This is a genomic window from Halorubellus litoreus (genome assembly GCF_037081675.1).
GTDB lineage: Archaea > Halobacteriota > Halobacteria > Halobacteriales > Natrialbaceae > Halorubellus > Halorubellus litoreus.
The window spans coordinates 595797-619038 of sequence record NZ_JAZAQL010000002.1 but is presented as its reverse complement, the minus strand read 5'-3'; the positions used below and the strand labels follow the sequence as shown (position 1 = coordinate 619038).

The following is a 23242-nucleotide window of genomic DNA, read 5'->3' as shown; positions in this document are numbered from 1 at the left end:
CGGTCGGTCGTGGCCTGCTTCGGGTGTCGGGGCGACGGTTCCTGCGAGCCGAGAACCGCCCGGGCGAGATATCTTCGTTCGGTGCGTAGTAATCGGTACAAGGCCGTACAAGACCATGTCCCCAAACGAGTCCTCCAATTCGCCGACCTCGTGCAGCAGGAAGAACGACCACGAGCACACTGCGACGTGCCGTCGCGGAGCGTCCACTCCGGTGGTATCGCGGCGGCGCGTCCTCGCTGGCGCGAGCGCGGTCGCCGTCGCGAGCGTCGCCGGTTGCCTCGGTGGCAACGGCGACGCGGCGCCCGCGGCGGTCGCGATATCGGACGTCGCGGCGTGCGACGAGTGCGGGATGGTCATCTCGAAGCACCCCGGGCCGAACGCCGAGATATACTGGGCGGACGTCGAGCCGGAGGGACGCGACGCGCCGTTCTGGTTCGACTCCCTCAAGCAGTGCTTCTTCCCGCATTACTTCGAGGGCCGGGACGCCGGCCGGTCGCTCGACGCGGCGTACGTCACCGACTACTCCGCGGTCGAGTACTCGGTGAACACGCGGGAGGGAGCGTCCTACATCACCTCGCACACCAGCGCGGACTCGATGGCGGACGCCACCAGCCTCAGCTACGTCGTCGAGAGCGACGTCGAGGGCGCGATGGGTCCGGACTTCGTGCCGTTCGGCGACGACGCCGACGCCGAGGCGTTCGCGGCCGAGCACGGCGGGAGCGTCGTCGCGTTCGACGAGATAACGCCGACGCTCGTCGGGAAGTGAGATGGCTGCACGCGGCGCGCTCGCGGTCCTCGTCGGCGTCCTCCTCGTGTCGAGCAGCGTCTTCGTGACCGACGTCGGGCCGACCGGGGACGTCGACCCCGTACCGTTCGAGGACACTATCGTCCTCACGGACCTCACGGACGCGGAGCGCCGGATCGCGGAGGAGCGAGGGCTCGCGGTCCCGAGAGCGGAGGTGTTCTACTCGCGGTACCGGTACGTGGTCGGGCACGTCGGGTTGTCGTCGCTCGTCGACGTGCTCGGCGACGACGCGCACGCTCGCCAGTTCGGGGAGCCACTGGATATCCTCGTCTCGGACTACACGACTGCGACGCTCGCGGTCACCGACGAGGGGTATCTCGCGACGACCGACGGGTACGCGAGCTGGGTCGCGGTCGAGCACGCGGTGTTCGTCGTGAACTCGAGTGCGCGCCGACCCGGTGGCTCGGTCGTCGTCCCGTTCTCCGAGCGCGCCGCGGCGCGAGCGTTCGCGAGCGAGCACGGCGGCGAGGTCGTCGACTGGGCGGGCCTGCAGGCTCGCGAGCGCGACCGCGGCGACCGCCGGCTCGCCGTCGAGACGGGGCTCGCGCTCGCTTCGGACCGCCACGCGTGGGCGGACCGCGCCACCGCTGACGCGCGGCGTCTCGCGGAGCGACCGGTGTCGGTGGTGGTCGGCGAGGACGCACCGACGCTCGCCGCCGCGATAGCTGCCGCGCCACCGAACACGACGGTCCGCGTGCCCGCCGGGAACTACAGCGACGTGAACGTCACCGTGCGGAAACCCGTCACGATAGCGGGCGCCGGGGCGAACGCGACGACGCTCGTCGGGACCGGGAACGGGAGCGTGCTCCGCGTCCTCGACGCGCAGGTTGCGGTCACCGACCTCGCTATCGAGGGCGTCGGCGAGGGGAAGGGCGTCCCGAACGTCTCCGTGGACGAGGGCGCCTGGGACGCACTCGTCATGCGGTCGTACGCGCACGCCGCCTCCGGCGTCGAGTTCGAGAACGCGAGCGGGTCGTACGTCGCGGACGTTCGCGTCACCACGCCGTCGAACGGCGTCACCGTCCGGTACAGCGACGGCGTGGTCGTCGAGCGCGTGCACGTCGACGGCCGGTCCCCGTGGCTGGAGGGCTTCATGAGTACGCTCGCCGCGCACTCGCGGGTCGTCATCCAGGACTCGACGTTCGACGGCGGCCGCGACGGCGTCTACATGCACGTCGCGGACGGGACGGTCGTCCGCGGGAACGACTTCCGGAACCTCCGGTTCGGCGTGCACGAGATGTACACGTCGGAGACGCTCGTCGCGGACAACGTCGTCGCGGACGCGGACACGGGCATCGTCGTGATGACGCGCCCCGAACGGAACGTCGTGCTCGGGAACGCGGTGCGCGACAGCGGCGTCGGGGTGGACGTCGCCGGCCGGTCGTCGTTCGTCCTCCGGAACGTCGCCGTCGGGAACGACATCGGGCTGACCGTCGGCTCGTACCGGTCGCTGTACGCCGAGAACACCCTCTACGGGAACGGCGTCGGGATCAGCGGGTCGACGCTCGTCCCGACGAACGCGGTCGCTCGGAACGACGTCGTGCGCAGCGACGCGTACGCCGAGGCGTCGCTCGGCCCGGTCCGAGTGTGGTCCCACGACGGCCGCGGGAACTACTGGGCGGGCGCGCCGGGGACGGACCGCGACGGCGACGGCGTCCTCGAGCGGACGTTCCGCCCGACGGGCGCGGTCGACCGGCACGCGGAGGCCGTACCGAGCGTGCACGTCCTGGCGCGCTCGCCCGCCGTCTCGCTCCTGCGGTCGTCGGCCGCGGAGATGCCCGGACTCCGCCCCGAGGGCGTGCTCGACGTCGCACCGCTCGCGGCACCGGTCCGCCCGGACGTCCTGGAGCGCGTCGCGGCGACGCCCGACGCCGACCCGCGGTCGTGGCTGAACGCGACCGCGCCCGACTCGACGACGGCCAACGCGACCGACCACCGGGTCACCGGCGACGATAGCGTTACGCGTCCGGCCGTCGAACACGCGAAGGAGGTGCATCGAGCATGAGCGACGGCAATCCGGAGGTCGCGGACGAGACCGAGGAGGCGGACGTGGATGAAGCCTCGCCCGACGTCGACGAAGCGGCCGCCGACGAAGCCGCGGCCGACGTCGACACCCAGTCGCTCGAAGACACCGGGGGCGCGCCCGCAGCGGAGCCGACGCCGGAGTCGCGGGTGGTCGCGCGCACCGACGGACTGGGCGTCCGCTTCGGTGACGTCCAGGTCCTCTCGGACGTCGACCTGGCGGTGCAGGGCGGTGCGGTGACCGCGGTCGTCGGTGCGAACGGCTCCGGGAAGTCGACGCTCCTGCGCGCACTCGCAGGGCTCCTCGAACCCACGGCGGGGACGGTCCAGGTCGTCGCCGACGCCGCTCGGCCGGTCGGCTTCTGCCCGCAGGACCCCCGGTTCCGCGCGCACTTCACGGTCGACGAGACGCTGTCGTTCTACGCGAGCCTCCTCGACGCGGCCGTCGACGTCGACGACACCCTCGAACTCGTCGGTCTCGGCGCGGTCGCGGACCGCCGCGTCGACGCGCTCTCCGGCGGCATGATCCGACTGCTCGGCATCGCGCAGGCCGTGCTGGGAGACCCCGAACTGCTCGTGCTCGACGAGCCCGCGTCCGGACTCGACCCGTCGTTGCGCGCGCACATCTTCGAGACGCTCCGGGACGTCGCCGCGACCGGGCCCGCGGTCGTCGTCGCCACCCACCACCTCTCCGGGGCCGCGACCGCCGACCGCGTCCTCGTCCTCGACGACGGCGGCGTCGCCGCCGACGACACGCCCGAGGCGGTGATGGCGGACGCCGGCGTGGACTCGCTCGACGCGGCGTTCACCGCGATCGTCGGCGACGAACTCGCGGTGCGCGCCGGCACGGAGGTCGGAGAATGACGACCGACCGCGACCGCCTGTTCGCCGTCGCCGACCGCGAACTCGTCACGATGCTCCGGACGCCCCAGTACGTCCTCGTCGCGGCCGGGTTCGTCGTCGTCGTGCTCGGGCTCGCTGTCGCGAGCGGCCTGACGGGGTACGTCCCGCTCGCGGTCGACCTGCTCGCGCCCGTCGAGGTACTCGTCCCGTTGCTCGCGGTGGCGTTCGGGTATCGGTCGCTCGGCGCTGGCACGGAGACCACCGAACGCCCGGTGCTCCGGACGTACCCGATGCCGCGGTGGGCGTACGTCGGCGGCGTGTACGTCGGGCGTGCGGTCGTCGTCTGCTCGCTCGTGTTCGCGACGCTCCTCGTCGCCGGCGTCCTCGTCCCGTTCCTGGGGCCGGAGGGATCGTCGGTCGTCGCCACCCACGGCGGCGAGGGCTCGTTCGGCGCGTACCTCCGGTTCGTCGTGCTCGCCACCGCGTACGCGGCCGTCGTGCTCGCCGCGGTCCTCGCCGTCTCCGCGGTGACGTCCACGGCACGGACGGCCGTGGCGGCCGCCGTCGCGCTGTTCGTCGTGGTCACGGTCGGCGTCGACCTCGCGTTCGTCGGCGCGCTCGCCTCGGGCGTCCTCGGCCCCGAGAGTCTTCGATACCTGCAGGCGCTCGGGCCGAACGGCGCGTTCCGCGGGCTCGTTCTGACGCTCGTCGTTCGCACCGTGGACGCCGCCGCGATTCCACCGAGCGTCGTGGTTGCGAGCGCGCTCGGACTGACCGCGTGGCTCGCCGGGGCGCTCGCGCTCGCGACGGCGTTCGTCTGGCCCACGCCGCGCGAAGGCGGCTGGGAGCGCGTCGACGCGAATACGACCCCGAGCGGCGGCGTCGAGTCCGGCGAGGAGTGACGGACGGCGTTGGACGGCGAGCGCGCGGACACGCTGGCGGCCATCGAGTCCCGGTCCCCGACTCCGTCTCGACGGGTCAGTACGCGAGGCGGCCGCGGAGGAGGTGACTGAGGCCGAGCGCGAGGACGGCGAGGGCCGCTGCGGCGACGGCGACGCCGCCGACCGAGACGGGGATGATACCGGGTTCGAAGGGGTTCCGGCCGACGAGCGTCTGGAAACGGCCGACGAGCGGGTCGCCGGCGAGACCGACGAGGAAGAAGCCGTGGACGACGGCGACGGCGGCACCGCCGGTGACGAGACTGACGTGCGTGGCGGCGTCCTCGATGGCGAGGAGGTCGTGGACCTCGCGCTCGGAGAGGACGTCGTCGGCCGCGAGCCGTCGGTACGCGACGTAAGAGACCCCGAGGACGCCGACGAGTTCGATGGCGCTTGCGTACGCGCCGAGGAAGAGGAACTTCGGTTCGGCGGCGAGGACGTCACCGCCGAGGAGCGTGCGCGTCGGCTCGGGCTGGGAGAGCGCGAGCGGGAGGACGAGCGCGAGCGCGGCCAGGATGAGTCCCTGGAGGGCGAGCGTCCGCGGGAGGGAGAGCTTGAAGAGACTGTACCGCTGGAGCTTGATTCGCTCGTACTGCGAGTCGCCGAGGAGCGCGGCCGCGTGCCGGTCCTCGACGGAGTCGTTCCCATCCATCTCTTGCCATTCGTAGACCTAGATTACCTTATGAGCTTTGTGGTACCGTATTGCGGTTACTGGTTCCTTGCGCTTGGTGTCGCGTGGTCATCGCCGGGCGACCTCGGACACCGATAAAGGACATATTATCGCTTCCCAGGCCCGCTCATCCAGTATCTCTCCGCCGCCGGACCCCTCGGGTTCGCTCGACTCGCCGTCGGAAGTGACGGCGGTTCCATCCGTTTCCAACATTCCTTTATAAATGACTCCGATGGCGTGGCCCGGGCTCCTCGGGTGGTGCTCGCTCCCGGGCGAACGAGAGCGAACTGTGGCTGCGTGACGAGCTCTCGCGCGGAGATAGGACTATTTCTCCGGGCGGCGTCTCCCCGGTATGCACCCGAAGACAGTCCTGCGCCTGGAGGGCGCGGCCGTGTTCGCCGCCGCACTCGCGGCGTACGTCGCGGTCGACGGCCGCCTCTGGCTCCTGCTCGTGCTCGCGCTCGCTCCCGACCTCTCGATGCTCGGCTACCTCGCCGGTGCGCGCGCCGGCAGCGTCGTCTACAACGCCGCCCACACGTACGTCGGACCGCTCGCGCTCGCGGCCGTCGGCGTCCTCGTCGCGACCCCGCTCGCGACGAGCGTCGCACTCGTCTGGGCGGCCCACATCGGCGCGGACCGCGCCGTCGGCTACGGGTTGAAGTACCCCTCGGGGTTCGGGGACACCCACCTCGACCGCGCGTCCACGCCCGACTCGGCCTCGACGCACCCGACCGAGCCGACGAGCGGTCGATAGTCGACAATGCCGACGCAGGAACCGCACGACGAAGGTCTCCTGGGCCGCGTCCTGTCCCGTGTTCGTGCTGGCGGTGTACCGACGCGACCGCCGGCTGCTGGGGGTCGTGCTCGCGTTCGTCGGCGCGCAACCGCTCCTGTTCGACGAACCCGACGACGACGCCGCGTGGGCGACTCGCGTCGTGCGCGGCGAACGCGACTGGCTTGCCGCCGGGCTGCGGGACTCGCCTGGCGACGTGGCGCTGCTCGCGGTCGGCGCCCCGCTGAACCTGTTCGTGCTCCGGGCCGCACTGCGACGCCAGCCGTTGCGGACGGCCGTCGACGTCGCGTGCAGCGTCGCACTCTCGCTCGCGTTCTTCGACCGGATGGCGGACCGGTACGAGCGAGTGACCGAGCGCTGACGACCGCGCCAGCGGTCGCGCTATCGCGGTCGAACCCACACCATCGGCACCGTTGGCGATAGCGCGAAGTGAAAGTGTAATCCTGCCTTCTAGTCACTGAATCGGCGAAACAGAGGGACCAGGGTTGTCGTGGTCCGTCCGCGATGACGCTCAGACGACGGTGGTGCTTTCGCCGCGGCCGAGCAGGTAGCCGCCGAAGGCGACGAGCCACAGCATCGCGGGGTAGACGATCATTCGCTCGGCGCCGCCGTGGTTGATGGCGCCGAAGACCGCGGGGTTCCCGGCGTCGCCGACGATCATGACGCCGAGGAACGCGATGCCGACGACGCCGGCGAGGACGGACGCGTACCGCATCGCGCCCCGTACCTGCGTGCCGGCGCCGATCGCCTGCACGTTGAAGAACAGGAACGCGAAGAGCGCGCCGAGACTGTGGAGGTCACCGGCGTCGAGCGGCACCGCTCCCGCGACGACGGCGCCGAGGCCCGCGAGCACGAAGACGCCGAAGAGCCAGCGCTTCCCGTGCACTCGGTAGTAGTAGTACCCGCCGGCGACGTTCAGGAGGCCGACGAGGACGAGCGAGGCGTTGAACAGCCACGCCGTCTCTGGGAACACGCCGAGGTCGCTGATGGCGCTCGCGCCGAAGTCGTACCCGGGAACCATCGCGGCGGCGAGCATGATGGCCGTCATGAACTGCGCGGAGAGGACAGCGAGGATGACCCCAGCGCGCCGCTGCGCTCGAACCGTACCCGTGGTCGATTCAGTGGGGATGACTTCGCGGAATGTGGTTTCGGTCATGGTGGGTCACGACTAGAGAGACGCGTCGCGTCGACATCCCTACACACGGTGGGTCTCGGCCTGCGAGAACGAAGAGCATTGCCAGCAGCCCTCACGAGGCACTCTGGAGCCGGCCACTGCGCGCTCCCGTCAGCGGTTCGTCGAACGACGTCGGCCGTGGACGCGGTCGCGTCCGCTCGCGGTAATGTGGTCATTCAATTGTCGCAGTCCTGTCGGACAGGCGATACTCCGAGAGTTCTCCGTCGCGGGACGAGAGCGCAGAACCGGGGCGGCTCATGCAGCCCCTGGACTGCCGTAACGGCCAAATAACCATTCTCGCTCCACGCAACACCTCTTCATGGCACTGGAACTAGTAATCCTACAGACCGGTCTCGACCAGACGATAGACGACACCATCGCGAGCATCGTCGAGTTCGCGCCACGGCTCGTCGGCGCGCTCCTCATCCTCCTCGTCGGGTGGTTCGTCGGCCGTATCGCGTTCCGCGTCGTCGCGCAACTCGCGGACCGCCTCGAGATGGACCGGGCGGTCCTGAAGACGCCGCTCGGCCGGATGCTCGGCGGCACCGAAGACGCCGTCTCCAGCGCGTTCGGGCGCGTGACGGCGTGGTTCGTGTACGCAGTGGCGATCCTCGCGGCGTCGGACGTGCTCGCCGTCGAGTTGCTCTCCGAGTGGGTCGCCACCGCGGTGTCGTACCTGCCGTCGTTCGTCGCGGGCGCACTCATCATCGTCGTCGGGTTCGTGCTCGCGGACTTCCTCGCCGACGCCATCGGCCGCACCGAGACCGTCACCGAGAGCCGGTACACGGGCTGGTTCGCGGACGGCACCCGGCTGTTCCTGTACTTCATCGCCATCGTCATCGGCCTGGACACGATGGGCGTCGCGGTCGACATCCTGTTCACGTTCGCCGAATCCATCTCGCTCGGCATCGCGGTCGGCGTCGCGCTCGCGCTCGGCATCGCGTTCGGCTGGGGCGGGAAGGACTACGTCGCGGAGAACATCGACGGCTGGATCGGGGGCTCCGAGCCGGCGATGGCCGCCGGCCACACCGACGGCGGCACCGACGCGGACGTCGACCAGGACTGACCGCGTTCGACTCGACGGACCGCAGTCGGCTCGACCGACTCCATCCGCGTCGCGTTCCGACCGGCTCCCGTCTTGCGTGTTCGTTTTCGTACAATACGTGGTTTCAGCGCCCGCTTAACTCGGTCCCGACGGAACAACGAGACATGACGATACTCGGAACTGACGCGCCTACCGTGGTCGCCGTGTGCGGGAGTCGACGCGACGCGAGCAAGACGAAGGTCGTCCTCCGCGCGGCGCTCGCGGCCGCCCGCGACCGTGGCGCCGACACCCGGCTCGTGGACCTGGACGCGTACGACCTCCCGCCGTTCGACGCCGACGCGCCCGACGTCGGCGACGCGACGACCCTCCGCGAGGTCGTCGCGGGCGCGGACGCCGTCCTCCTCGGCACGCCGAACTATCACGGGTCGTACTCGGGCGTCCTCAAGAACGCCCTCGATTACCTCGGACGCGACGAGTTCGGCGGGAAGACCGTCGGCCTCGTCGAGGTCGCTGGCGGGCGGTTCCCGGGGAGCGCGCTCGCGCACCTCCGGACGGTCGCACGCACCCTGAACGCGTGGACGCTCCCCGTCGAGGTCGCGGTCCCGTCCTCGCACTCGACGGTACGAGCGGACGGCATCGCCGACGACGACGTCGCCGAGCGCGTCGAGGCACTCGGGACCGACGTCGTGGAGTACGCCCGCGTCGACGACCACCCGCGCTACCGGGCAGCCTCTACGGCCGGCGACTGACGCCGCTCCGCTGCGCACCCGCCGGCCGCCGTCGGGGATGCGAGTGAACGACTCGCAGACCACCGGTAGCTTCGTGTGTGCGAGGGCCGCGAGTGTGGACGTGACCGACGAGTGGACGCGAGCGGACGCGGACGTCTCGGACGAGGCCGTCCGTGAGATGGTCGGCGAGCTGCGGCCGGCGTGGACGGTCGAGCGCGTCGCGCGCGTAGACGAGGGCACGGACTTCGTGGCGACCCTCGACGTCGCGACGCCCGCGAACGGCCGTCGCGTCGTCCTGAAGGCGACGACGAACGACTGGGTGGCCGCCGAGGTCGCGCGCGCCGAACCGCGACTGCTCGAGCACGTCGGCGGCGAGACGACGATCCCGGTCCCCGACGTCTACGGGTACTGCGACGCGCACGACGCGCTCCCAGCGCCGTTCTACCTCATGGAGCACGTCCCCGGAGAGGCGCTCGAAGGCCGCGCGGACGTCCTGGACGAGGACGCGGTCGCTCGCGTGCTCCGGGCGGCCGGCGAGAACCTCGCGGCGCTCCACGACCTCGGGACGCTCCCCGCCGCCGGCACCGTCGGCGTCCGCGACGACGACCTCGCCGTCCTCGACACCGACGACGACCCACGCTACGCCGACGGCCTGGAGAAGGCTCGCGACGGCTGTCTGGAAGCCATCGAGTCGCTCGACGACGGCGGGTACTTCCCGGGCGTCACCGAGGACCGCGAGCGGTTCGCGGACCTGATACCGACCCTCCGCGAGCACGTCGAACGCACGATACCGACGCTCCCGCCCGCGGACGACCCGCGGTACTGCCACTGGGACTACCGCTACGGGAACCTGCTCGTCGACCCCGGCACGGGTGCGACGAACGCCGTTCTCGACTGGGCGAACCTCTCAGCCGCGGAACCCGCGAGCAACCTCGCGTCCGTCGAGTTCCACCTGCTCGACGCCGACGACCCCGACGACGCCACGCTCGACGCGCGCCGACGGGCGTTCCGGGACGCGTACGCGTCTGCTCGCGACGACGACTGGGCGTTCACGGACGCCGTCCGCGAGCGCATGGCGTTCTACGAGTTCGGGAACCGCGTCGGCGCGATGGCGTGCTTCGGCCTCTGGCACGAGGACGCCACGCCCGCCGAACGCGAACGCATCGAAGCCGACCACCGCGCGTTCGTCCGCGACCGCTGCGGCGGCCGATGACCACATCCGCCGATGGTCGTGGTACCACGTCCCTCGCAAGTCTTAATGTGGTCCCGGGATTGTGTCTGGTCGCAATGGCAGAAGGCGAAGTTGATTTCTTCAACGACACTGGCGGCTACGGTTTCATTTCGACTGACGACGCGGACGACGACGTGTTCTTCCACATGGAAGACGTTGGCGGTCCGGACCTCGAGGAGGGGCAGAAGGTCGAGTTCAGCATCGAGCAGGCGGACAAGGGTCCGCGCGCGACGAACCTGACGCGTCTGTAACTACGGTCTTCGACCCGCCCTCTGGGCGACGAAGATACGATTTCTGACGGGGCGACTCGTCACGAACCCACCACCCGAGAGCGCGAGCGCTGCCGGTCCACCGTGGCCGGACTCGCGCGAAGCGACGGCGCTATCGGTCGCGGTCGCGCGACCCGTGCCGTGCACTCGGTGTGTGGAACGCGAGCAGTGTACCCGGTGTGTGGGACGCGAGCAGTGCACCCGATACGGAGATGGTCTCTGGCGGCGAACTGATACTATGAACGACGGTTCCAGCGGCGAGTTTGCGGTGGAGCGCCGGTCGCCGGAGGAGACGTTCGCGCTCCTCGGCGACGACACGCGCATCGGTATCCTGCGAGCGCTCGGGGAGACGCCGGACGACGCGCGGTCGTTCAGCGACCTCCGCGAGCGCGTCGGCACCGAGGATTCCGGGCGGTTCAACTACCACCTCCGGAAGCTCGTCGGGTCGTTCGTCCGGAAGACCGACGACGGCTACGAGCTGACGTACGCGGGTCGACAGATCGTCGGTGCGATGTACGCCGGGACGTACACCGCGAACGCGTCCGTCGACGCCATCGCGGTGCCCGGCGAGTGCCCGCTGTGCGACGGGCCTCTCGAGGCGGCGTACGCCGAGGAGACCGCGACGTTGTCCTGTCGCGAGTGCGAGGAGTGGTTCAACGAGTTCTCGTTCCCGCCCGGGAGTCTCGACCAGTTCGACGCGGACGAGCTCCCGCTGGCGTTCGACCGGTGGATGAGTCACGTCGTCGACGGCGTCCTCGACGGGTTCTGCCACATCTGTGCGGGACGCACGACCGGACTGCTCGTCCTCGACGACGACGACCGGCCGTTCGCGACGTACCCCGCGCACGTCGAGTTCACGTGCGGTCGCTGCGGCGGGTCGGTGCGAACGGCGCCCGTCACGCCGGCGTTCATGCATCCGGGAACGCGCGGGTTCCTCTTCGAGCACGGGTTCGACGTGAGCGAACTGCCGTCGTGGGCGGTGTGGTCCGCGATCGACCTCCCCGAGGTCGCCGTGGTGTCCCGCGACCCGCCGCGCGTCGAGGTGACGGTCACTGCGGGCGACGAACGACTCGTCGCGACCGTCGACGCGGACGCGAGCGTGAGCGACGTCCACCGCGTCGGCCAGTAGCGCGCAGCCTGGCAGCGAGCGTTATTCCGCGGGAAGGCCGGCGGCGAGGACGACGAGCGCGGGGCCGACGACGAACCCCGCCCAGGTGCCGACGCCGAGGAGTGCGACCGCGAGGAGCGTACCGCGTCGAGCGCGCGAGGGCGACTCGTCGTCGATGGCGCGCCCGAGCAGGTACCAGCCGAGGAGTGCGGGTATCGCGACGAACGCGAGCGTGACGAGGACACCGGTCGTGAGCCCGGCGACGCTCGCCGCGACGGTGGTCTGGACGGCGACGCCGGCGACGCCGCCGCCGTAGAGCGCCGACGCGACCGCGAGCACGACCGAGCGCGTCGTTCGCGTGCCGCCGTCCCCGCCGGCGCCGCGAGCGTCGTCCTCGCTCCCGTCGGTCGTCCACCACGCGAACGCGCCGAGGGTCGCGAGCGCGCCGAGGAGGATGGGGCCGTACACGAACCACGCGGGCTGGCCCTCCCACTCGTGGATGCGCGGCCGGTCCAGCGGGACGGTGACGTACTCCTCGACGCCGAAGGACTCCTGGTAGCCGACGACGACGCCGACCGCGCCCGCGCCACGGTCGGGGTCGTACGCGGCGACGTAGTACGTCCCGGCGGTGTCGACGGTCGCGTTCAGTTCCGCGGTCCGGTAGAGCGCCGCGGGCGTGAACGGCTCGTACTCCGCGTCACCCGACGGCTCGGGTTCCACGACCCTGGCGCCGTAGCCCTCGGGGACCTCGACCTGCGAGGGGACGCCGTCGGTGCCGTTCAGCGCGGGACTCATGACGACGAACCCCGGCTCGAACCCGGTGGCTCGCGGCGTGAACGTGCTCACCTGGAGGCGGTCACCGGCGTCGAGGTACGTCCGGTAGTACGCGCTCTCGTTCGCGTCGACGCGGTCGTAGAACGACCACGACTTCGCGGGGTCGTCGACGTACGTCGCGTTCCCCGGGTCGTCGTTGTCCGTCGAGAACGCCGGGACGTGCCCGAGCGCGGGCGCGGCGACGGCGGCGAGCGCGACGGCGACGAAACAGATAGCGAGGACGCGGCGTCGATGCACGTCTCCCCGAATGGGAGCCAGCGGTTCGTACCTTGCGCTTGCGGGCGTCGCCACCGCCGACGCGAGCACTCCGACGGCCTCACTCGGTCGCGGTGACGTCGAGGGCGTCGGCGACGGTGCGGAACGCGGCGGCGACGTCCGCGTACCGGTTCGCGGAGTCGAACCGGAACCGGTCGGGGCGCGACGGGCCGAGCGCGTCGAGCGCGCGAGCGACGAGTCCGTCGTCGACCCGCCACGCGAGTTCGACGACCCGGTCGTCGGCGTCGAGGTGGACGCGTTCGAGCGCGCCGAGGTCGAAGCACGCGTCGTCGACGCACAGCGACGGCGGTTCGAGGACGTGGCGCGTGCCCGCGGCGGTCCAGTCGGCGAGCGGTCGGGCGGGGAGCAGTCCCGCCGGCGCCGCGGCGAGGGCGTCATCGACGGCCGCGCGGAGCGCGTCGCGGTCGGTGGTCGCGTGCGCGTCGACGCGGAACTGCCCGTGGTCGGGGACGTACGCGAGGACGCGCCGGTCGTCCCGGAACGCGTCGAGTCGTTCGACGGCGACGAACCGATGCACGCACGAGAGCGCCAGGAGCGACGCGAGCGCGTCCCGGACCTCGTGGACCGGTGCGCGGAGCGGTCGAGCACCGCCGCCAGTGGCGTCACTGGTGGCCTCGGTGCTCGCGAACGCGGTTCGGAGGTCGTCGGCGACCGCGGGGTGCTCGTCGGCGAGCATGGGGCGGTCGACGGCGACCGCGACGGTGTCCGCGTGGTCGAGGACCGCGTCCACGGCGTCGGCGGTCGCGCGAGCCTCGACGGTGGCGTCCGCGTCCGTCGCGACGACGAGCGCGTGCGTCGGGTCGAACGCGGTCGCGTCGCGGGCTGGAGTGGGTCCGGGCATGGTCGGTCAGGTGAGGTCGGCGAGCGCTTGCCGGTAGCGGTCGGTGAGCGTGCCGACGAGGCGACGTTCGACGGGCGTGAACCCGAGCCAGCGGAGCGTCGCTGCGTAGCCGGCGAGGCCGCCGAGGGCGCCGACGGCGATACCGAGGGCGCCGGGGAGGCTGGCGCGGGCCGCGATGGCGACGGCCCCGAGCGGGACGGCGGCGACGAGCGTGTACCCGTGCCGGCGCGTCAACGGTTGGAGGCCCTCGAGGTAGTAGAGGACGACGACCTCGAGGACGTTGTTCAGCGTGAGCATGAGGACGTACGTCCCGACGAGCCCGGGGAGGCCGTAGTTCGCGGTGAGGGGGATGGCGACGACGACGAGTCCGGCGGTGATGAGGGAGTTCACGACGAGGAGCGCGCGCTGGTTGTCCGTCATCATGAGGAGGATGCCGACGCTCCCGGCGGCGCACGCGACGTACTGCGCGACGACGAACCCCGCGAGGAGGTCGGCGTGCGGGACGAACGCCTCGCCGAACAGCGCCATGAGTTCGCGGCGGTAGACGACGACGGGGACGGCGGCGGCGGTGACGCCGACGAGCACCATCCGGCTCGTGACGTGGTAGAGACGGCTGAGTGCGCGGTCGTAGCCCTCCTCGTTGAGTTCCGCGGCGACGGGCGGGATGAACTGGTTGATGGCGTTCAGCGGGAGTCTGACGAGGGACCCGACGAGGACGCCGACGGCGAACACGCCGCCGGCGAGGCCCGTGAGGAACCACGCGATGAGCGGGTAGAACCCGAGGCGTTGCGTGACGGTCGCGAACCCGCCGAGGAACAGCGGGAACGTGTACCGGACGTACCGCGTCCAGAGCGCGCGGACGTCGGGGCCGCGGACGCGCGGTCGGATGCCGCGGTCGCGGGCGAACCACGCCATCGCGACGGTGCCGACGAGCGCGCTCGCAGTGACGACGCCGGCGGCGACGAGGACGACGTCGTCGAAGACGAGGACGCCGAGGCCGGCGACCGCGAGGTGCGCGACCGGGACGCCGACGCGCATCGTGAGCGTGAGCGGGACGACCGCTTCGAGGCCGCGGAGGATGCCACTGACCGTGAACAGCCACGCGGCGGCGGGGAGGCCGATGGCGAACACGCGCAGGAGCGCGCCGAACTGGCCTTCGCGGCCGACCTCGACGAGGTCGACGATGGTGGGCGTGGCGACGTAGAGTGCCGCGCCGAACAGGGTCGAGACGCCGAACAGGAGGAGGGCTGCGAACGTGACGATGGCGTCGCGCTCGGCGTCGTCGTCGGCGTTCGGGAGGAAGCGACTGAGCCCGCTGTTGAACCCGAACGCGAGGTGCAGGAGGTACGCCTGGCTGCGTCGTGCGAGCGCGAACACGCCGTACGCGGCAGCGCCGAACCCGTTCGTGAGCGCGGCGGTGAACGCGACCGACAGTCCGCGTTCGGCGAGGATACCGGGGACGGAGACGGTTGCGCCGTGTGCGACGCGTTCGAGCGCGTCCTCCAGGCGCGCTTCGACGACCGCGTCGCTCGGCGCGACATCGTCGCCGTCGCAGGGGGCGGTGTCGTCGCCGGGGACGTCGTCACGGCCGGTCGCACTGGCCGTGGAGTCGCGCTCGTCCGCCGGGTCCTCGCCCGCTTCCGCGGTCGCGTCCGCTGTCACGCCCGTGGCTTTCGCGGTGGACGGAATAAGTCCGATGGTGGCTACAGTGACGGTATCACGTACCACGGGGCAGCGGTTCGGCGGCGCTCGCTCGGGCCGGTGGACGAAACGGACTTGACGGGCGCGCCCGGAGTCAGGCCATGGACCGGAATCGGTTCGTGATGCTGTCGTTCGTCGCGTTCGGGTGCGTGCTCGCGAGCTTCGTGACGCTCGGGTTCGGCCGGATCGCGCTCGGGTACCGGACTGCGCAGGTGCTCGCGGCGCCGTTCGGCCTGGTCGCGTTCGCGCTCGTCGTCGTCCTGTTCGCGGTGTCACTCCGGACGGTGGTCCTCGGCGACGACGACGCCGCGTGACGTAACCATTGGCCATGGTCGACAGCAACAAGTTTTTATTACGGGCGACCGAAGTGCGAATGCAGTGTGCGGTCCGCGGTCGCTCGGACCACGGGCATGGCCGCGCCGGCAGCGAGACAGTCCCCCCAACGACTCGCACCGGCGCGGACGCCGACACGGTCGGCTCGGCCCCTCGAGCCGATGCCTGGCGTCGCCTCCCCAGCGGCGTCGTGCGTACGGCGTCTCGGAGTGACCACGGCCGTCCACGCGACGAGACGGTCCCGCACCTGCGTCAGACGGCACCCCAGCACCGCCGCTCCCAACCGGGAGCGGCCTCTCTGCGGTCGCCCCCACCGAACCTCTCCCCCGAGCGACGGCCACCTGGCGCGTCCCGACGCCCGGCGAGAAACGATACGACGGTTCGTGAGTTCACTCGACTTCGTATGATATATACTCGTCCAAATTCAATCGGAATTATATGAACCGACGGACCTACCTCGGCACGATCGCGACCGGCGTCGCGGGACTCGCCACCGCGGGCACCACCGCGGCTGAGAGCGGTACGGACGGCGTCCCGGGCTACGTCTCGACGCGCGGCCACTTCGACATCGCGTGGGGCGAGGAGTACCTCACCGACGGTCACGACGAGACCGACTACGACGTCGACGGCACCATCCCCGGACTCTCGGGAAGCGCCCCGGACGAACTCGTCGTGATGCTCCACGGCTACAACCAGACGCCCGCCGAAGCGCGCGAGGACATCATCGAGCCCGCGGCCGCCGGATTCCAGGCCGGCGGCTACGACGGTCCCGTCGTCGGGTACACGTGGGACTCGAAGTTCTCGAACCTCCAGTGGTGGGATACCGTCGAGATCGCCGAACAGAACGGCCCGAAGCTCGCGGCGTACTGTCGCGACTACGCCCAGAAGAACCCGGGGACGGCGCTCCGCGTCGTCGGCCACAGCCTCGGCGCCGAGGTCATCCTGAACGCCATCGAGCAACTCGACGACTGGGGCGCGCACGACGCCATCGACACCGTCACGATGCTCGGCGCGGCCGTGAACGACGAGGCGCCGTCGCTCGACTGGGAGCCCTTCGAGGACACCTACGGCGAGGAGATCGAGCGGAGCGTCGGCCGGTTCGACAACTTCTACAACACCAGCGACGAGACGCTCACCGGCAGCTACGAGTACGCCGAGTGGGACACCGCGCTCGGCGCCGAAGGCATCGAGGAGGAGCCGCCCGCGAACTACGTCGACCACGACGTGAGCTACGTCGACGGCCACGAGACGTACTTCCTCGCGGACGGCGGGTGCGTGGACGCGGTCGTCGACACCTGGTCGGCCTGAGGGCTCTCGACGGACGCGCGACGGTCCCGGGAGACGTCCGGCGAAGGAAACGGTTTTTCTCCGGTCGCGGTCAACGCCGATGCATGGACGTCAACGAGATCGCGGACCTCGGGAGCGACCGGCGCCGTGCGCTGTTCGAACGCGACGCCGGCGTCGAGAGCGCTCGCGAGTCCGTCCGCGAGGTCGTCGAGCGAGTACGGGAGGAGGGCGACGTCGCGGTCCGCGAGTTCACCGAGGAGTTCGACGACGTCTCCGTCGGGAACCTGGACGTGCGCGACGCCGCCGAGCGCGCGTACGAGGACCGCGTCGACCCCGACGTACGGGACGCCATCGACACGGCGGTCGAGAACGTTCGCGCGTTCCACGAACGCCAGGTGCCCGCGGACTGGCGCGAGGAGTTCTCGCCGGGTCGCGAACTCGGCCGTCGGTTCCGGCCGCTGGAGCGCGTCGGCGTGTACGCGCCCGGCGGAACCGCGGCGTATCCGTCGAGCGCGATCATGGGCGTGGTGCCGGCGAAGGTCGCGGGCGTCGAGCAGGTGGTCGTGGCGACGCCGCCCGCCGAGGAGATGAACCCGGCGACGCTCGCGGCCGTGCACGCGGCGGGGGCGGACGAGGTGTACAGTATCGGCGGCGCGCAGGGTATCGCAGCGCTCGCGTACGGCACGGAGACCGTGCCGCACGTCCAGAAGGTCGTCGGCCCGGGGAGCAAGTGGGTGACTGCCGCGAAGGCGGAGGTTCGCGGGGACGTCGACATCGACTTCCTCGCGGGGCCGAGCGAGGTGCTCGTGCTCGCGGACGACACCGCGAACCCCGAGTTCGTCGCCGCGGAACTGGTCGCGCAGGCCGAGCACGACCCGAACGCGAGCGTCGTCGCGGTCACGGACGACGAGAACCTGGCGGACGACGTCATCGACGAGGTGTTCGCGCAGGTGGACGACCGCGAGCGCGAGGACACCATCCGCGACGCCCTCGCGAATGACGCGTCGGCCATCCTCCTCGCGCGCTCGATGAGCGAAGCGGTCCTGTTCGCGAACGAGTACGCCGCCGAGCACCTCGCCATCCACGCCGACGACGACGAGGCGCTCCTGGAGCGCATCGACAACGCGGGGAGCGTCTTCCTCGGCGAGCAGACGCCCGTCGCCGCCGGCGACTACGCCTCCGGCACGAACCACGTGCTGCCGACGAACGGTGGCGCGAAACGCTACGGCGGCCTGAGCGTCGACGAGTTCGTGCGCTCCACGACCGTCCAGCGACTCGACGAAGAGGGACTGAGCGACCTCGCGGACGCCATCACGACGCTCGCCGAAGCCGAAGGCCTCGACGCGCACGCCGAAAGCGTCCGGAAGCGCGTCGAGCCCGACGACTGACCCCAGCGACGACTGATCGGAGCGAACGTCGTGGCGCGCGCTGCCGGGACGCGACGAACGAAACGAGGCGACGGAGTCGCCTCGATGGCGAGCGGCCGGCGGCCGCGAGCCGAGGTGAGTCGCGTCCCGTCGATATCGCGCGAGGGATGCGGAACGAGCGTCGCGAGTGACGCATCGGTTGGGGAGGACGAGGTGCGGTGCGGGGCTGGGCGGGCCACTTGCACGTGCGAGTGACCGGTACGAGGCCGGGGCAGGCAATCCAGTTGCACGGACCAGCCAGGGCTACGAGGAGCGAGTAACCCACGAGGGGTTCGCTCCCATCGACCCCAGACGGTACCGCCAGCCGAGAACCCCACACCGATCCGACCCCGGGGTTTACACGAGACGTAAACCCTCGTCGCGAACTCGACCACCGCAGTACCGCCGACGCCACGTTTAACTCGCTCCCCCACCGTACTACGACCATGAGCACGGAAACCGCGGGCGCCGAGCCGGGCGGGTCGCTGACGGTCAGCGAGGACGCCGCGTCCGAGGCGCTCTCGCTCCTGGAGAGCGAGGGCATGGACGTCGAGGAGGCGGGGCTGCGATTGTTCGTGAAGCAAGGCGGGTGCGCGGGCCTGTCCTACGGGATGCGCTTCGAGCACGAGCCCGCGGACGAGGACTCGGTGTTCGACCACCACGGCCTGCGGGTGTTTGTCGACCCGGCGAGCCTGGATTACGTCGAAGGCAGTCACCTCGCGTTCGAGGGCGGCCTCCAGGGCGAGGGGTTCCACGTCGAGAACCCGAACGTCGTCAGCGAGTGCGGCTGTGGCGAATCCTTCCGGACCTGACGGACACAAGACACTTCTCGCGTCGGTTCCGAGTGTCGACCATGCCCTCACGACAGCAGTGGGAGTACAAGGTCGTCGACCTTTCCACGTCCTTCCTCGGGAAGTCCGTGAAGAACCCCGAGGACGAACTGAACGAACTCGGCCGCGACGGCTGGGAGCTCGTCGAGGACCTCAGCGAAGCGAGCGGGAACACGCAGTCGCTCGTCTTCAAGCGACCACGGTAGGACTCGAACTCATTCCTCGCCGTCCCAGTAGTCGACCGCGTCTTTCGTCCTGAAGTACCCGTGAACGGTCCGTTCCTCGCTGCTCCCCGGCGGTGACCCAGCGAAGACACCGACCTTCTCGCTGTCGGGGTACTCGGTGACGTCCGGGTCGCGCATCGTGGACATCGCGAGGTACCGCAGTGGCTCGTCGCCGTCGTTCACGACGCGATGCGCGCCCTCCGGTCGCGCGGGACAGGGCACGTACGTGCCAGCGTCGACGCGGTGCTCGTCGTCGCCGAGCCGCACGAATCCCTCCCCGGCGAGCACGTAGAGCGCTTCGGCGTTCCCCGCGTGATAGTGGTACGGCCACGAGCGCTTCCCCGGCGGCAGCTCGTAGAGGCTACAGCCGAGGTCGTCGCCCGCGCCAGCGGCCGCGGCGAGTTGCTTCCGGCGGAACGCCGACTCGCCATGCTCGTACTCGCGCCACTCCAGGTCGCTCTCGTCGACTGGCTCCATACCTCGCGGTTCGGCGGACCAACAGGTAGCCGTTCGGGTGCCAGCGACGAGAGTAACCGCGGTCGCGTCAGCCTTCCAGCTCGAACGCGACCGTGACCTCCGCCTGGTACTCTCGGTCCTCGACGCTCGCCACCTCGACGCCGAGTTCGTCCACCTCGATCCAGAGGACGTTCTGGAGGGTGTCCTGCGCGCGGTCGATGGCGTCGTCCGCCGCAGCGTCGAAGCTCTCGGGGCTCGTGCCGATGAGGGTTATCTTCTTGAATACCATCGCGTTCGGGTGGTCGACCGCCCCCGACGTAAGCCTAGGGGCGTGCTATCACTCCTCGTGAGAGTTGTCCGTCATGCGCGACCGGAGCGCCCCGACGACGTTCGTCAGGTAGAGGTGCCCCCAGATCGCGACGAGCAACCCACCGAACGTGTTCCAGACGAGGTCGCCGAGCGTGTCCTCGACGCTGTACTGAGTGAGCACGGTGTCGACGCCGACCGCGCCCGTCGCGACCGTGATGGCGAACTCGAGCACCTCCCAGATCACGCCGAACGCCATCGTGAACGCGAGGACGTACGCGAACGTCACGCGCCGCGGCAGATAGATGTCCGCCGAGTGCTCGTCGAGCGCGCGCACGGTCGAGTACCCCGCCGCAGCGACGACGCTCGCCGACAACGCGTGGGTGACGTCGTCCCAGACGGGGAGCGTCCGGTAGAACGAGTCCTCCATCCCCGGGAGGCCGACGGTGCCGAGCGCGTGCAGGAACGCGGCGGTCGTGATCCACAACGTCAGCCCGGCGTCCATCGGGACGTCGTAGTCGCGCTCGACGATCGCGGGGAGTTCCGTGACGACGAGGCCGACCGCGCAGTTCACGACGATACCGACGTTGAGCTCGTAGATACCGACGAACAGCAGGCCGACGAGCGACAGCTGCATGAACCGCGAGAGCTGCTTCTGGCGACGCTCGTGGAGGCCGAACGACGACAGCGACGTCATCGGACGGTCACGCCCGGCGGGAGTCGGTCCAGTTGCGCGCGTCGACGCACGTAGAACTCGAAGACGCCCGCGGCGAGCACGCCCGCGAGTATCGAGTACACGAACTCGATCATGAGCGCCTCGTTGCTCTGCACGAACGGCGTGCCGAGGAAGACGAACCCGGCGTAGCGAGTCACCGCCCAGACGCCCGCGGCCGCGGTCGTGAACACGACGACCGAGAGCACCGCGAACCCGAGCGTCATCTTCACTGGCGTGAACACGTGCAGTTCCACGGCGACGATGAGCGCGACCGCGGCGACCGCGAGGTACGTCGCGAGCGCCTCCGTGATGGGGAGCGTCGCGAACAACCGGCCGAGCATCGGGAGCGCCGCGAGCGCCAGTACCTCCCACGGCAGCATGATGCGCGGGTTCCGGAACGCGACCGCCGGCAGGGCAGCGAGCGCGGCGACGCCCGCGGCGAACGCCGCCGACGGCACACCGCCGAGCAGCAACTCCGTCACCGCGTCGACGACGAGCACCGCCACCAGCACCCACGCCAGCGCCGCGTTCACTCGATGGTCCTCGAACAGCCCCGCGAGGTCCTCCTCGAACAACCCTCCGTCTGCCCCTGACATACCCCGTCGTAAGTGGGTGCGAGTGAAAAACCTGCTTCCACACGGCAAGTCCCTCCGCCGGCATGCAGCGACCGGTCACCTCCTCTCGGTCGAGCCGGTGAATCGCTTACTCGCGTTCGAGCCGTTGGAGGCCGTGCCAGATGGCGTCGACCAGCCGCTCGTCGCCGTCGGCGTCGGCGTCCGTCCAGCCGCGAGCGAGCGCGTCCTCGAGGACGGAGAGCTCGTGGTTCTCGAAGTTGTTCATCCCGCGGAAGTCCTCGAGCGCGTCTCGCTCCGCGTCCCCGAACCCGGTGTCGGCGACCGACTCGAGGTCGCCGTCGTAGAACCCGAGGTCGGCGAGCGTCGCCGCGACGGCGCGCGCAACGTCGCCATCGAGCTCGCGGACGTCCTCGGGTTCCTCGCGAGCGAGCAGCGTCACGTCGTATATCTTGAACACGCGTTCGAGCTCGTCGATGGGGTGCTCGTGGTCGTCGACGCGCACGTCGATCCACCGGTCGTTCTTCCCGTCGTAGCCGCCCTCGGGTTTCGCGACGTACATCGCAGCGGACTGCTCGCCGCGGGAGTCACCGCCGGCGTCGTTCCCGGCGTGCAGCGCCGCGAGCAGCTTCTCGGGGAGGCCGCCGTCGGTCGTCTCGAACGCGTCGGCCATCGCGGGCAGCGTCTCGTCGTTCTCGAGGATGTTCCCCTGCACGGTGTAGTGCTCGCCCTGGACGTCGCCAGCGACGTCGAAGCACTCGTCGCCCGTGAACGCCGCGACGCTCCCGTCCTGGCCGACGACGCCGACCTGGCGCTGGGCGGCCTCGTCGTCGCTGTCGGTGAGTTCGTCGACGACTTCCTCGGCGGTGTAGCCGTCGAGGAGGAGGTCGAGGCCGTCCGGGCCGTACGCGACGTTCGCGAACGACTGCGTCGCGATAGCGCCGGCGCTCGCGTCCGCGAACGGCACGACGCTCCCGACGCTCACGAACTTCGACTGCACGGCGACGCCGACCGCGTCCTGCTCGGGGTCGCGAGCGACGATGCTGAACGTCGACGGCCGCGGTCCCTCCCCCGGCGTTCGCTGGTCTCGTGACATACCCGGGGCGACGGCGTCCGCTCGCAAAAGGACTGGCGTCCCGGCAGGGCCGGGTGTCGCCGAACGGCGATTCCCGTATCGTCGACCGAATCGGGCGCCGCATCGACCGGCTGGACCGAATCGGGCGCCGCATCGACCGGCTGGGGTCAGTCGTCCGCGGGCATCACCCCCAGGTGGTCGCCGGTCGTCGACTCGTTCGCGGACGCGGTCGCGTCGGCCGCTCGCTCGTCGTCGGTCGCTTCCTCGTCGACCGCCTCGCCCTCGACCGTCTTCTCGACGGTCAATGGCTGGCGGGAGGCGAGCTCGCAGTCGAACGCCGGATGCTCCGCGTAGTGCCACACGAGCATGTGCCGGCGGCCGCCGGTGAGCCCGGACCGCTCGACGTCGCTCGCCGTGAACGACTCGGGGAGTTCGTCGTAGACCCCCCGGCACGCCTCGAAGGACTCGAACACCTTCTCGTGGCCGGCGGAATCGGCGCCGCGGCGCGCGACGACGTACGCGTCGTCCTCGCGGTGCGTGCCCGTCGTGTGGACGTACTCGGTGGTGCGCGTGAGTGCGTTCGACAACGCGTCGCGTAACTGTGCTGCTTCGTCGCGGCTCAGGTCGTGCGTTTCGTCGCCGACGCACAGGGACAGGTCGTGGTCGTCGGCTACGACGGTCGGCTTACCGTCGGAGAATTTCTCGACCAGGAGCCTGGGAACTCCGTGTCATTGCAACCCACCCTTTCGCGTCCAGGGGC

27 protein-coding genes are annotated in these 23242 nt (G+C 70.5%); 16 read left to right on the top strand and 11 right to left on the bottom strand.

The genetic code is table 11. From position 1 onward, the window contains the following. Positions 1–211: 211 nt before the first annotated feature. Genes VYJ16_RS10370 through VYJ16_RS10355 form a run of 4 tightly spaced genes read left to right on the top strand, consistent with a single transcriptional unit; the run spans position 212 to position 4572 of the window. Complete coding sequence (locus VYJ16_RS10370; RefSeq protein ID WP_336350229.1) at positions 212–766, top strand: nitrous oxide reductase accessory protein NosL; 555 nt, start codon at positions 212–214, stop codon at positions 764–766. A 1-nt stretch (position 767) separates the two neighbouring features. Next, entirely contained in the window at positions 768–2810 is a 2043-nt protein-coding gene (locus VYJ16_RS10365; RefSeq protein WP_336350228.1) for a NosD domain-containing protein, read from the top strand. After that, positions 2807–3691, top strand: a complete 885-nt coding sequence (locus tag VYJ16_RS10360; protein WP_336350227.1) for an ABC transporter ATP-binding protein — start codon at positions 2807–2809, stop codon at positions 3689–3691. Before VYJ16_RS10365 ends, VYJ16_RS10360 begins: the two co-directional genes overlap by 4 nt. Beyond that, positions 3688–4572, top strand: a complete 885-nt coding sequence (locus VYJ16_RS10355; RefSeq protein ID WP_336350226.1) for an ABC transporter permease subunit — start codon at positions 3688–3690, stop codon at positions 4570–4572. Before VYJ16_RS10360 ends, VYJ16_RS10355 begins: the two co-directional genes overlap by 4 nt. A 76-nt stretch (positions 4573–4648) precedes the next feature. Here VYJ16_RS10355 and VYJ16_RS10350 read toward each other — a convergent pair whose 3' ends face one another. Next, positions 4649–5260: a hypothetical protein gene (locus tag VYJ16_RS10350; RefSeq protein WP_336350225.1), complete on the bottom strand. Its 612-nt coding sequence runs from the start codon at positions 5258–5260 to the stop codon at positions 4649–4651. Positions 5261–5630: 370 nt separating this feature from the next. On the opposite strand from VYJ16_RS10350, the gene VYJ16_RS10345 reads away from it, so the two are divergent. Together VYJ16_RS10345 and VYJ16_RS10340 are read left to right on the top strand one after the other, a co-directional pair. After that, positions 5631–6032 (top strand): DUF4260 domain-containing protein, encoded by a 402-nt coding sequence (locus VYJ16_RS10345; RefSeq protein ID WP_336350224.1) that lies wholly within the window; start codon positions 5631–5633, stop codon positions 6030–6032. Positions 6033–6090: 58 nt separating this feature from the next. Further along, positions 6091–6432, top strand: a complete 342-nt coding sequence (locus VYJ16_RS10340; RefSeq protein ID WP_336350223.1) for a hypothetical protein — start codon at positions 6091–6093, stop codon at positions 6430–6432. Between the two features lie 150 nt (positions 6433–6582). Here VYJ16_RS10340 and VYJ16_RS10335 read toward each other — a convergent pair whose 3' ends face one another. Beyond that, complete coding sequence (locus VYJ16_RS10335) at positions 6583–7227, bottom strand: DUF998 domain-containing protein (protein ID WP_336350222.1); 645 nt, start codon at positions 7225–7227, stop codon at positions 6583–6585. 337 nt (positions 7228–7564) lie between these two features. Here VYJ16_RS10335 and VYJ16_RS10330 point away from each other — a divergent pair, with 337 nt between their 5' ends. From VYJ16_RS10330 to VYJ16_RS10310, 5 genes are all read left to right on the top strand, one after another. Continuing rightward, the gene (locus tag VYJ16_RS10330) at positions 7565–8311 is read left to right on the top strand and encodes a mechanosensitive ion channel family protein (RefSeq protein ID WP_336350221.1); all 747 of its coding nucleotides are present in this window, start codon (positions 7565–7567) and stop codon (positions 8309–8311) included. A gap of 143 nt (positions 8312–8454) precedes the next feature. Beyond that, positions 8455–9039, top strand: a complete 585-nt coding sequence (locus VYJ16_RS10325) for an NADPH-dependent FMN reductase (protein ID WP_336350220.1) — start codon at positions 8455–8457, stop codon at positions 9037–9039. A 94-nt stretch (positions 9040–9133) separates the two neighbouring features. Further along, a complete protein-coding gene (locus VYJ16_RS10320; RefSeq protein WP_336350219.1) occupies positions 9134–10231 on the top strand; it encodes a phosphotransferase family protein in 1098 nt (365 codons plus the stop codon). 74 nt (positions 10232–10305) lie between these two features. Next, positions 10306–10500, top strand: a complete 195-nt coding sequence (locus tag VYJ16_RS10315) for a cold-shock protein (protein ID WP_336350218.1) — start codon at positions 10306–10308, stop codon at positions 10498–10500. Positions 10501–10756: 256 nt separating this feature from the next. Continuing rightward, the gene (locus VYJ16_RS10310) at positions 10757–11647 is read left to right on the top strand and encodes a helix-turn-helix domain-containing protein (protein WP_336350217.1); all 891 of its coding nucleotides are present in this window, start codon (positions 10757–10759) and stop codon (positions 11645–11647) included. A gap of 21 nt (positions 11648–11668) precedes the next feature. On the opposite strand, the gene VYJ16_RS10305 is transcribed toward VYJ16_RS10310, so the two are convergent. The 3 genes from VYJ16_RS10305 to VYJ16_RS10295 all read right to left on the bottom strand — a co-directional run bounded on the left by VYJ16_RS10305 (position 11669) and on the right by VYJ16_RS10295 (position 15239). Continuing rightward, positions 11669–12697 (bottom strand): hypothetical protein, encoded by a 1029-nt coding sequence (locus VYJ16_RS10305; RefSeq protein WP_336350216.1) that lies wholly within the window; start codon positions 12695–12697, stop codon positions 11669–11671. A 79-nt stretch (positions 12698–12776) separates the two neighbouring features. Beyond that, entirely contained in the window at positions 12777–13577 is an 801-nt protein-coding gene (locus VYJ16_RS10300; protein WP_336350215.1) for a hypothetical protein, read from the bottom strand. A 6-nt stretch (positions 13578–13583) separates the two neighbouring features. Continuing rightward, positions 13584–15239 carry a lipopolysaccharide biosynthesis protein gene (locus tag VYJ16_RS10295; RefSeq protein WP_336350214.1) on the bottom strand — a complete coding sequence of 552 codons (1656 nt, stop codon included), beginning with the start codon at positions 15237–15239 and terminating at the stop codon, positions 13584–13586. A 140-nt stretch (positions 15240–15379) separates the two neighbouring features. Between VYJ16_RS10295 and VYJ16_RS10290 the strand changes: the two genes are divergently transcribed. The 5 genes from VYJ16_RS10290 to VYJ16_RS10270 all read left to right on the top strand — a co-directional run bounded on the left by VYJ16_RS10290 (position 15380) and on the right by VYJ16_RS10270 (position 19340). Further along, entirely contained in the window at positions 15380–15592 is a 213-nt protein-coding gene (locus VYJ16_RS10290) for a hypothetical protein (RefSeq protein ID WP_336350213.1), read from the top strand. 457 nt (positions 15593–16049) lie between these two features. Further along, a complete protein-coding gene (locus tag VYJ16_RS10285) occupies positions 16050–16919 on the top strand; it encodes a DUF726 domain-containing protein (RefSeq protein WP_336350212.1) in 870 nt (289 codons plus the stop codon). Positions 16920–17002: 83 nt separating this feature from the next. After that, complete coding sequence (gene hisD, locus VYJ16_RS10280) at positions 17003–18286, top strand: histidinol dehydrogenase (protein ID WP_336350211.1); 1284 nt, start codon at positions 17003–17005, stop codon at positions 18284–18286. A 464-nt stretch (positions 18287–18750) separates the two neighbouring features. After that, positions 18751–19116: a HesB/IscA family protein gene (locus VYJ16_RS10275; RefSeq protein WP_336350210.1), complete on the top strand. Its 366-nt coding sequence runs from the start codon at positions 18751–18753 to the stop codon at positions 19114–19116. 41 nt (positions 19117–19157) lie between these two features. Further along, positions 19158–19340: a Sp36 family protein gene (locus VYJ16_RS10270; RefSeq protein ID WP_336350209.1), complete on the top strand. Its 183-nt coding sequence runs from the start codon at positions 19158–19160 to the stop codon at positions 19338–19340. A 9-nt stretch (positions 19341–19349) separates the two neighbouring features. Here VYJ16_RS10270 and VYJ16_RS10265 read toward each other — a convergent pair whose 3' ends face one another. The 6 genes from VYJ16_RS10265 to VYJ16_RS10240 all read right to left on the bottom strand — a co-directional run bounded on the left by VYJ16_RS10265 (position 19350) and on the right by VYJ16_RS10240 (position 23105). Then, positions 19350–19835, bottom strand: coding sequence for a cupin domain-containing protein (locus VYJ16_RS10265; protein WP_336350208.1), 486 nt, complete (start codon positions 19833–19835; stop codon positions 19350–19352). 67 nt (positions 19836–19902) lie between these two features. Beyond that, on the bottom strand, positions 19903–20103 hold the full coding sequence (locus VYJ16_RS10260; RefSeq protein WP_227131205.1) for a dodecin: 201 nt from the start codon (positions 20101–20103) through the stop codon (positions 19903–19905). 48 nt (positions 20104–20151) lie between these two features. Then, positions 20152–20817 (bottom strand): DUF2238 domain-containing protein, encoded by a 666-nt coding sequence (locus tag VYJ16_RS10255; RefSeq protein WP_336350207.1) that lies wholly within the window; start codon positions 20815–20817, stop codon positions 20152–20154. After that, the gene (locus VYJ16_RS10250; protein ID WP_336350206.1) at positions 20814–21431 is read right to left on the bottom strand and encodes a hypothetical protein; all 618 of its coding nucleotides are present in this window, start codon (positions 21429–21431) and stop codon (positions 20814–20816) included. The genes VYJ16_RS10255 and VYJ16_RS10250 overlap by 4 nt, the downstream gene beginning before the upstream one ends. A gap of 106 nt (positions 21432–21537) precedes the next feature. Further along, positions 21538–22503 carry a DUF1028 domain-containing protein gene (locus VYJ16_RS10245; RefSeq protein WP_336350205.1) on the bottom strand — a complete coding sequence of 322 codons (966 nt, stop codon included), beginning with the start codon at positions 22501–22503 and terminating at the stop codon, positions 21538–21540. A gap of 146 nt (positions 22504–22649) precedes the next feature. Then, the gene (locus VYJ16_RS10240; protein ID WP_418934296.1) at positions 22650–23105 is read right to left on the bottom strand and encodes a DUF7528 family protein; all 456 of its coding nucleotides are present in this window, start codon (positions 23103–23105) and stop codon (positions 22650–22652) included. Between the last annotated feature and the right edge of the window lie 137 nt (positions 23106–23242).

What these genes read in the sequence shown, in the direction of transcription:
- VYJ16_RS10270 (WP_336350209.1), top strand. Translation starts at nt 19,158, where the DNA reads ATGCCCTCACGACAGCAGTGGGAGTACAAGGTCGTCGACCTTTCCACG.
- VYJ16_RS10350 (WP_336350225.1), bottom strand. Translation starts at nt 5,260, where the DNA reads ATGGATGGGAACGACTCCGTCGAGGACCGGCACGCGGCCGCGCTCCTC.
- VYJ16_RS10360 (WP_336350227.1), top strand. Translation starts at nt 2,807, where the DNA reads ATGAGCGACGGCAATCCGGAGGTCGCGGACGAGACCGAGGAGGCGGAC.
- VYJ16_RS10250 (WP_336350206.1), bottom strand. Translation starts at nt 21,431, where the DNA reads ATGTCAGGGGCAGACGGAGGGTTGTTCGAGGAGGACCTCGCGGGGCTG.
- VYJ16_RS10245 (WP_336350205.1), bottom strand. Translation starts at nt 22,503, where the DNA reads ATGTCACGAGACCAGCGAACGCCGGGGGAGGGACCGCGGCCGTCGACG.
- VYJ16_RS10325 (WP_336350220.1), top strand. Translation starts at nt 8,455, where the DNA reads ATGACGATACTCGGAACTGACGCGCCTACCGTGGTCGCCGTGTGCGGG.
- VYJ16_RS10355 (WP_336350226.1), top strand. Translation starts at nt 3,688, where the DNA reads ATGACGACCGACCGCGACCGCCTGTTCGCCGTCGCCGACCGCGAACTC.
- VYJ16_RS10265 (WP_336350208.1), bottom strand. Translation starts at nt 19,835, where the DNA reads ATGGAGCCAGTCGACGAGAGCGACCTGGAGTGGCGCGAGTACGAGCAT.
- hisD (WP_336350211.1), top strand. Translation starts at nt 17,003, where the DNA reads ATGGACGTCAACGAGATCGCGGACCTCGGGAGCGACCGGCGCCGTGCG.
- VYJ16_RS10345 (WP_336350224.1), top strand. Translation starts at nt 5,631, where the DNA reads ATGCACCCGAAGACAGTCCTGCGCCTGGAGGGCGCGGCCGTGTTCGCC.
- VYJ16_RS10275 (WP_336350210.1), top strand. Translation starts at nt 18,751, where the DNA reads ATGAGCACGGAAACCGCGGGCGCCGAGCCGGGCGGGTCGCTGACGGTC.
- VYJ16_RS10365 (WP_336350228.1), top strand. Translation starts at nt 768, where the DNA reads ATGGCTGCACGCGGCGCGCTCGCGGTCCTCGTCGGCGTCCTCCTCGTG.
- VYJ16_RS10335 (WP_336350222.1), bottom strand. Translation starts at nt 7,227, where the DNA reads ATGACCGAAACCACATTCCGCGAAGTCATCCCCACTGAATCGACCACG.
- VYJ16_RS10315 (WP_336350218.1), top strand. Translation starts at nt 10,306, where the DNA reads ATGGCAGAAGGCGAAGTTGATTTCTTCAACGACACTGGCGGCTACGGT.
- VYJ16_RS10330 (WP_336350221.1), top strand. Translation starts at nt 7,565, where the DNA reads ATGGCACTGGAACTAGTAATCCTACAGACCGGTCTCGACCAGACGATA.
- VYJ16_RS10260 (WP_227131205.1), bottom strand. Translation starts at nt 20,103, where the DNA reads ATGGTATTCAAGAAGATAACCCTCATCGGCACGAGCCCCGAGAGCTTC.
- VYJ16_RS10290 (WP_336350213.1), top strand. Translation starts at nt 15,380, where the DNA reads ATGGACCGGAATCGGTTCGTGATGCTGTCGTTCGTCGCGTTCGGGTGC.
- VYJ16_RS10255 (WP_336350207.1), bottom strand. Translation starts at nt 20,817, where the DNA reads ATGACGTCGCTGTCGTCGTTCGGCCTCCACGAGCGTCGCCAGAAGCAG.
- VYJ16_RS10285 (WP_336350212.1), top strand. Translation starts at nt 16,050, where the DNA reads ATGAACCGACGGACCTACCTCGGCACGATCGCGACCGGCGTCGCGGGA.
- VYJ16_RS10300 (WP_336350215.1), bottom strand. Translation starts at nt 13,577, where the DNA reads ATGCCCGGACCCACTCCAGCCCGCGACGCGACCGCGTTCGACCCGACG.
- VYJ16_RS10310 (WP_336350217.1), top strand. Translation starts at nt 10,757, where the DNA reads ATGAACGACGGTTCCAGCGGCGAGTTTGCGGTGGAGCGCCGGTCGCCG.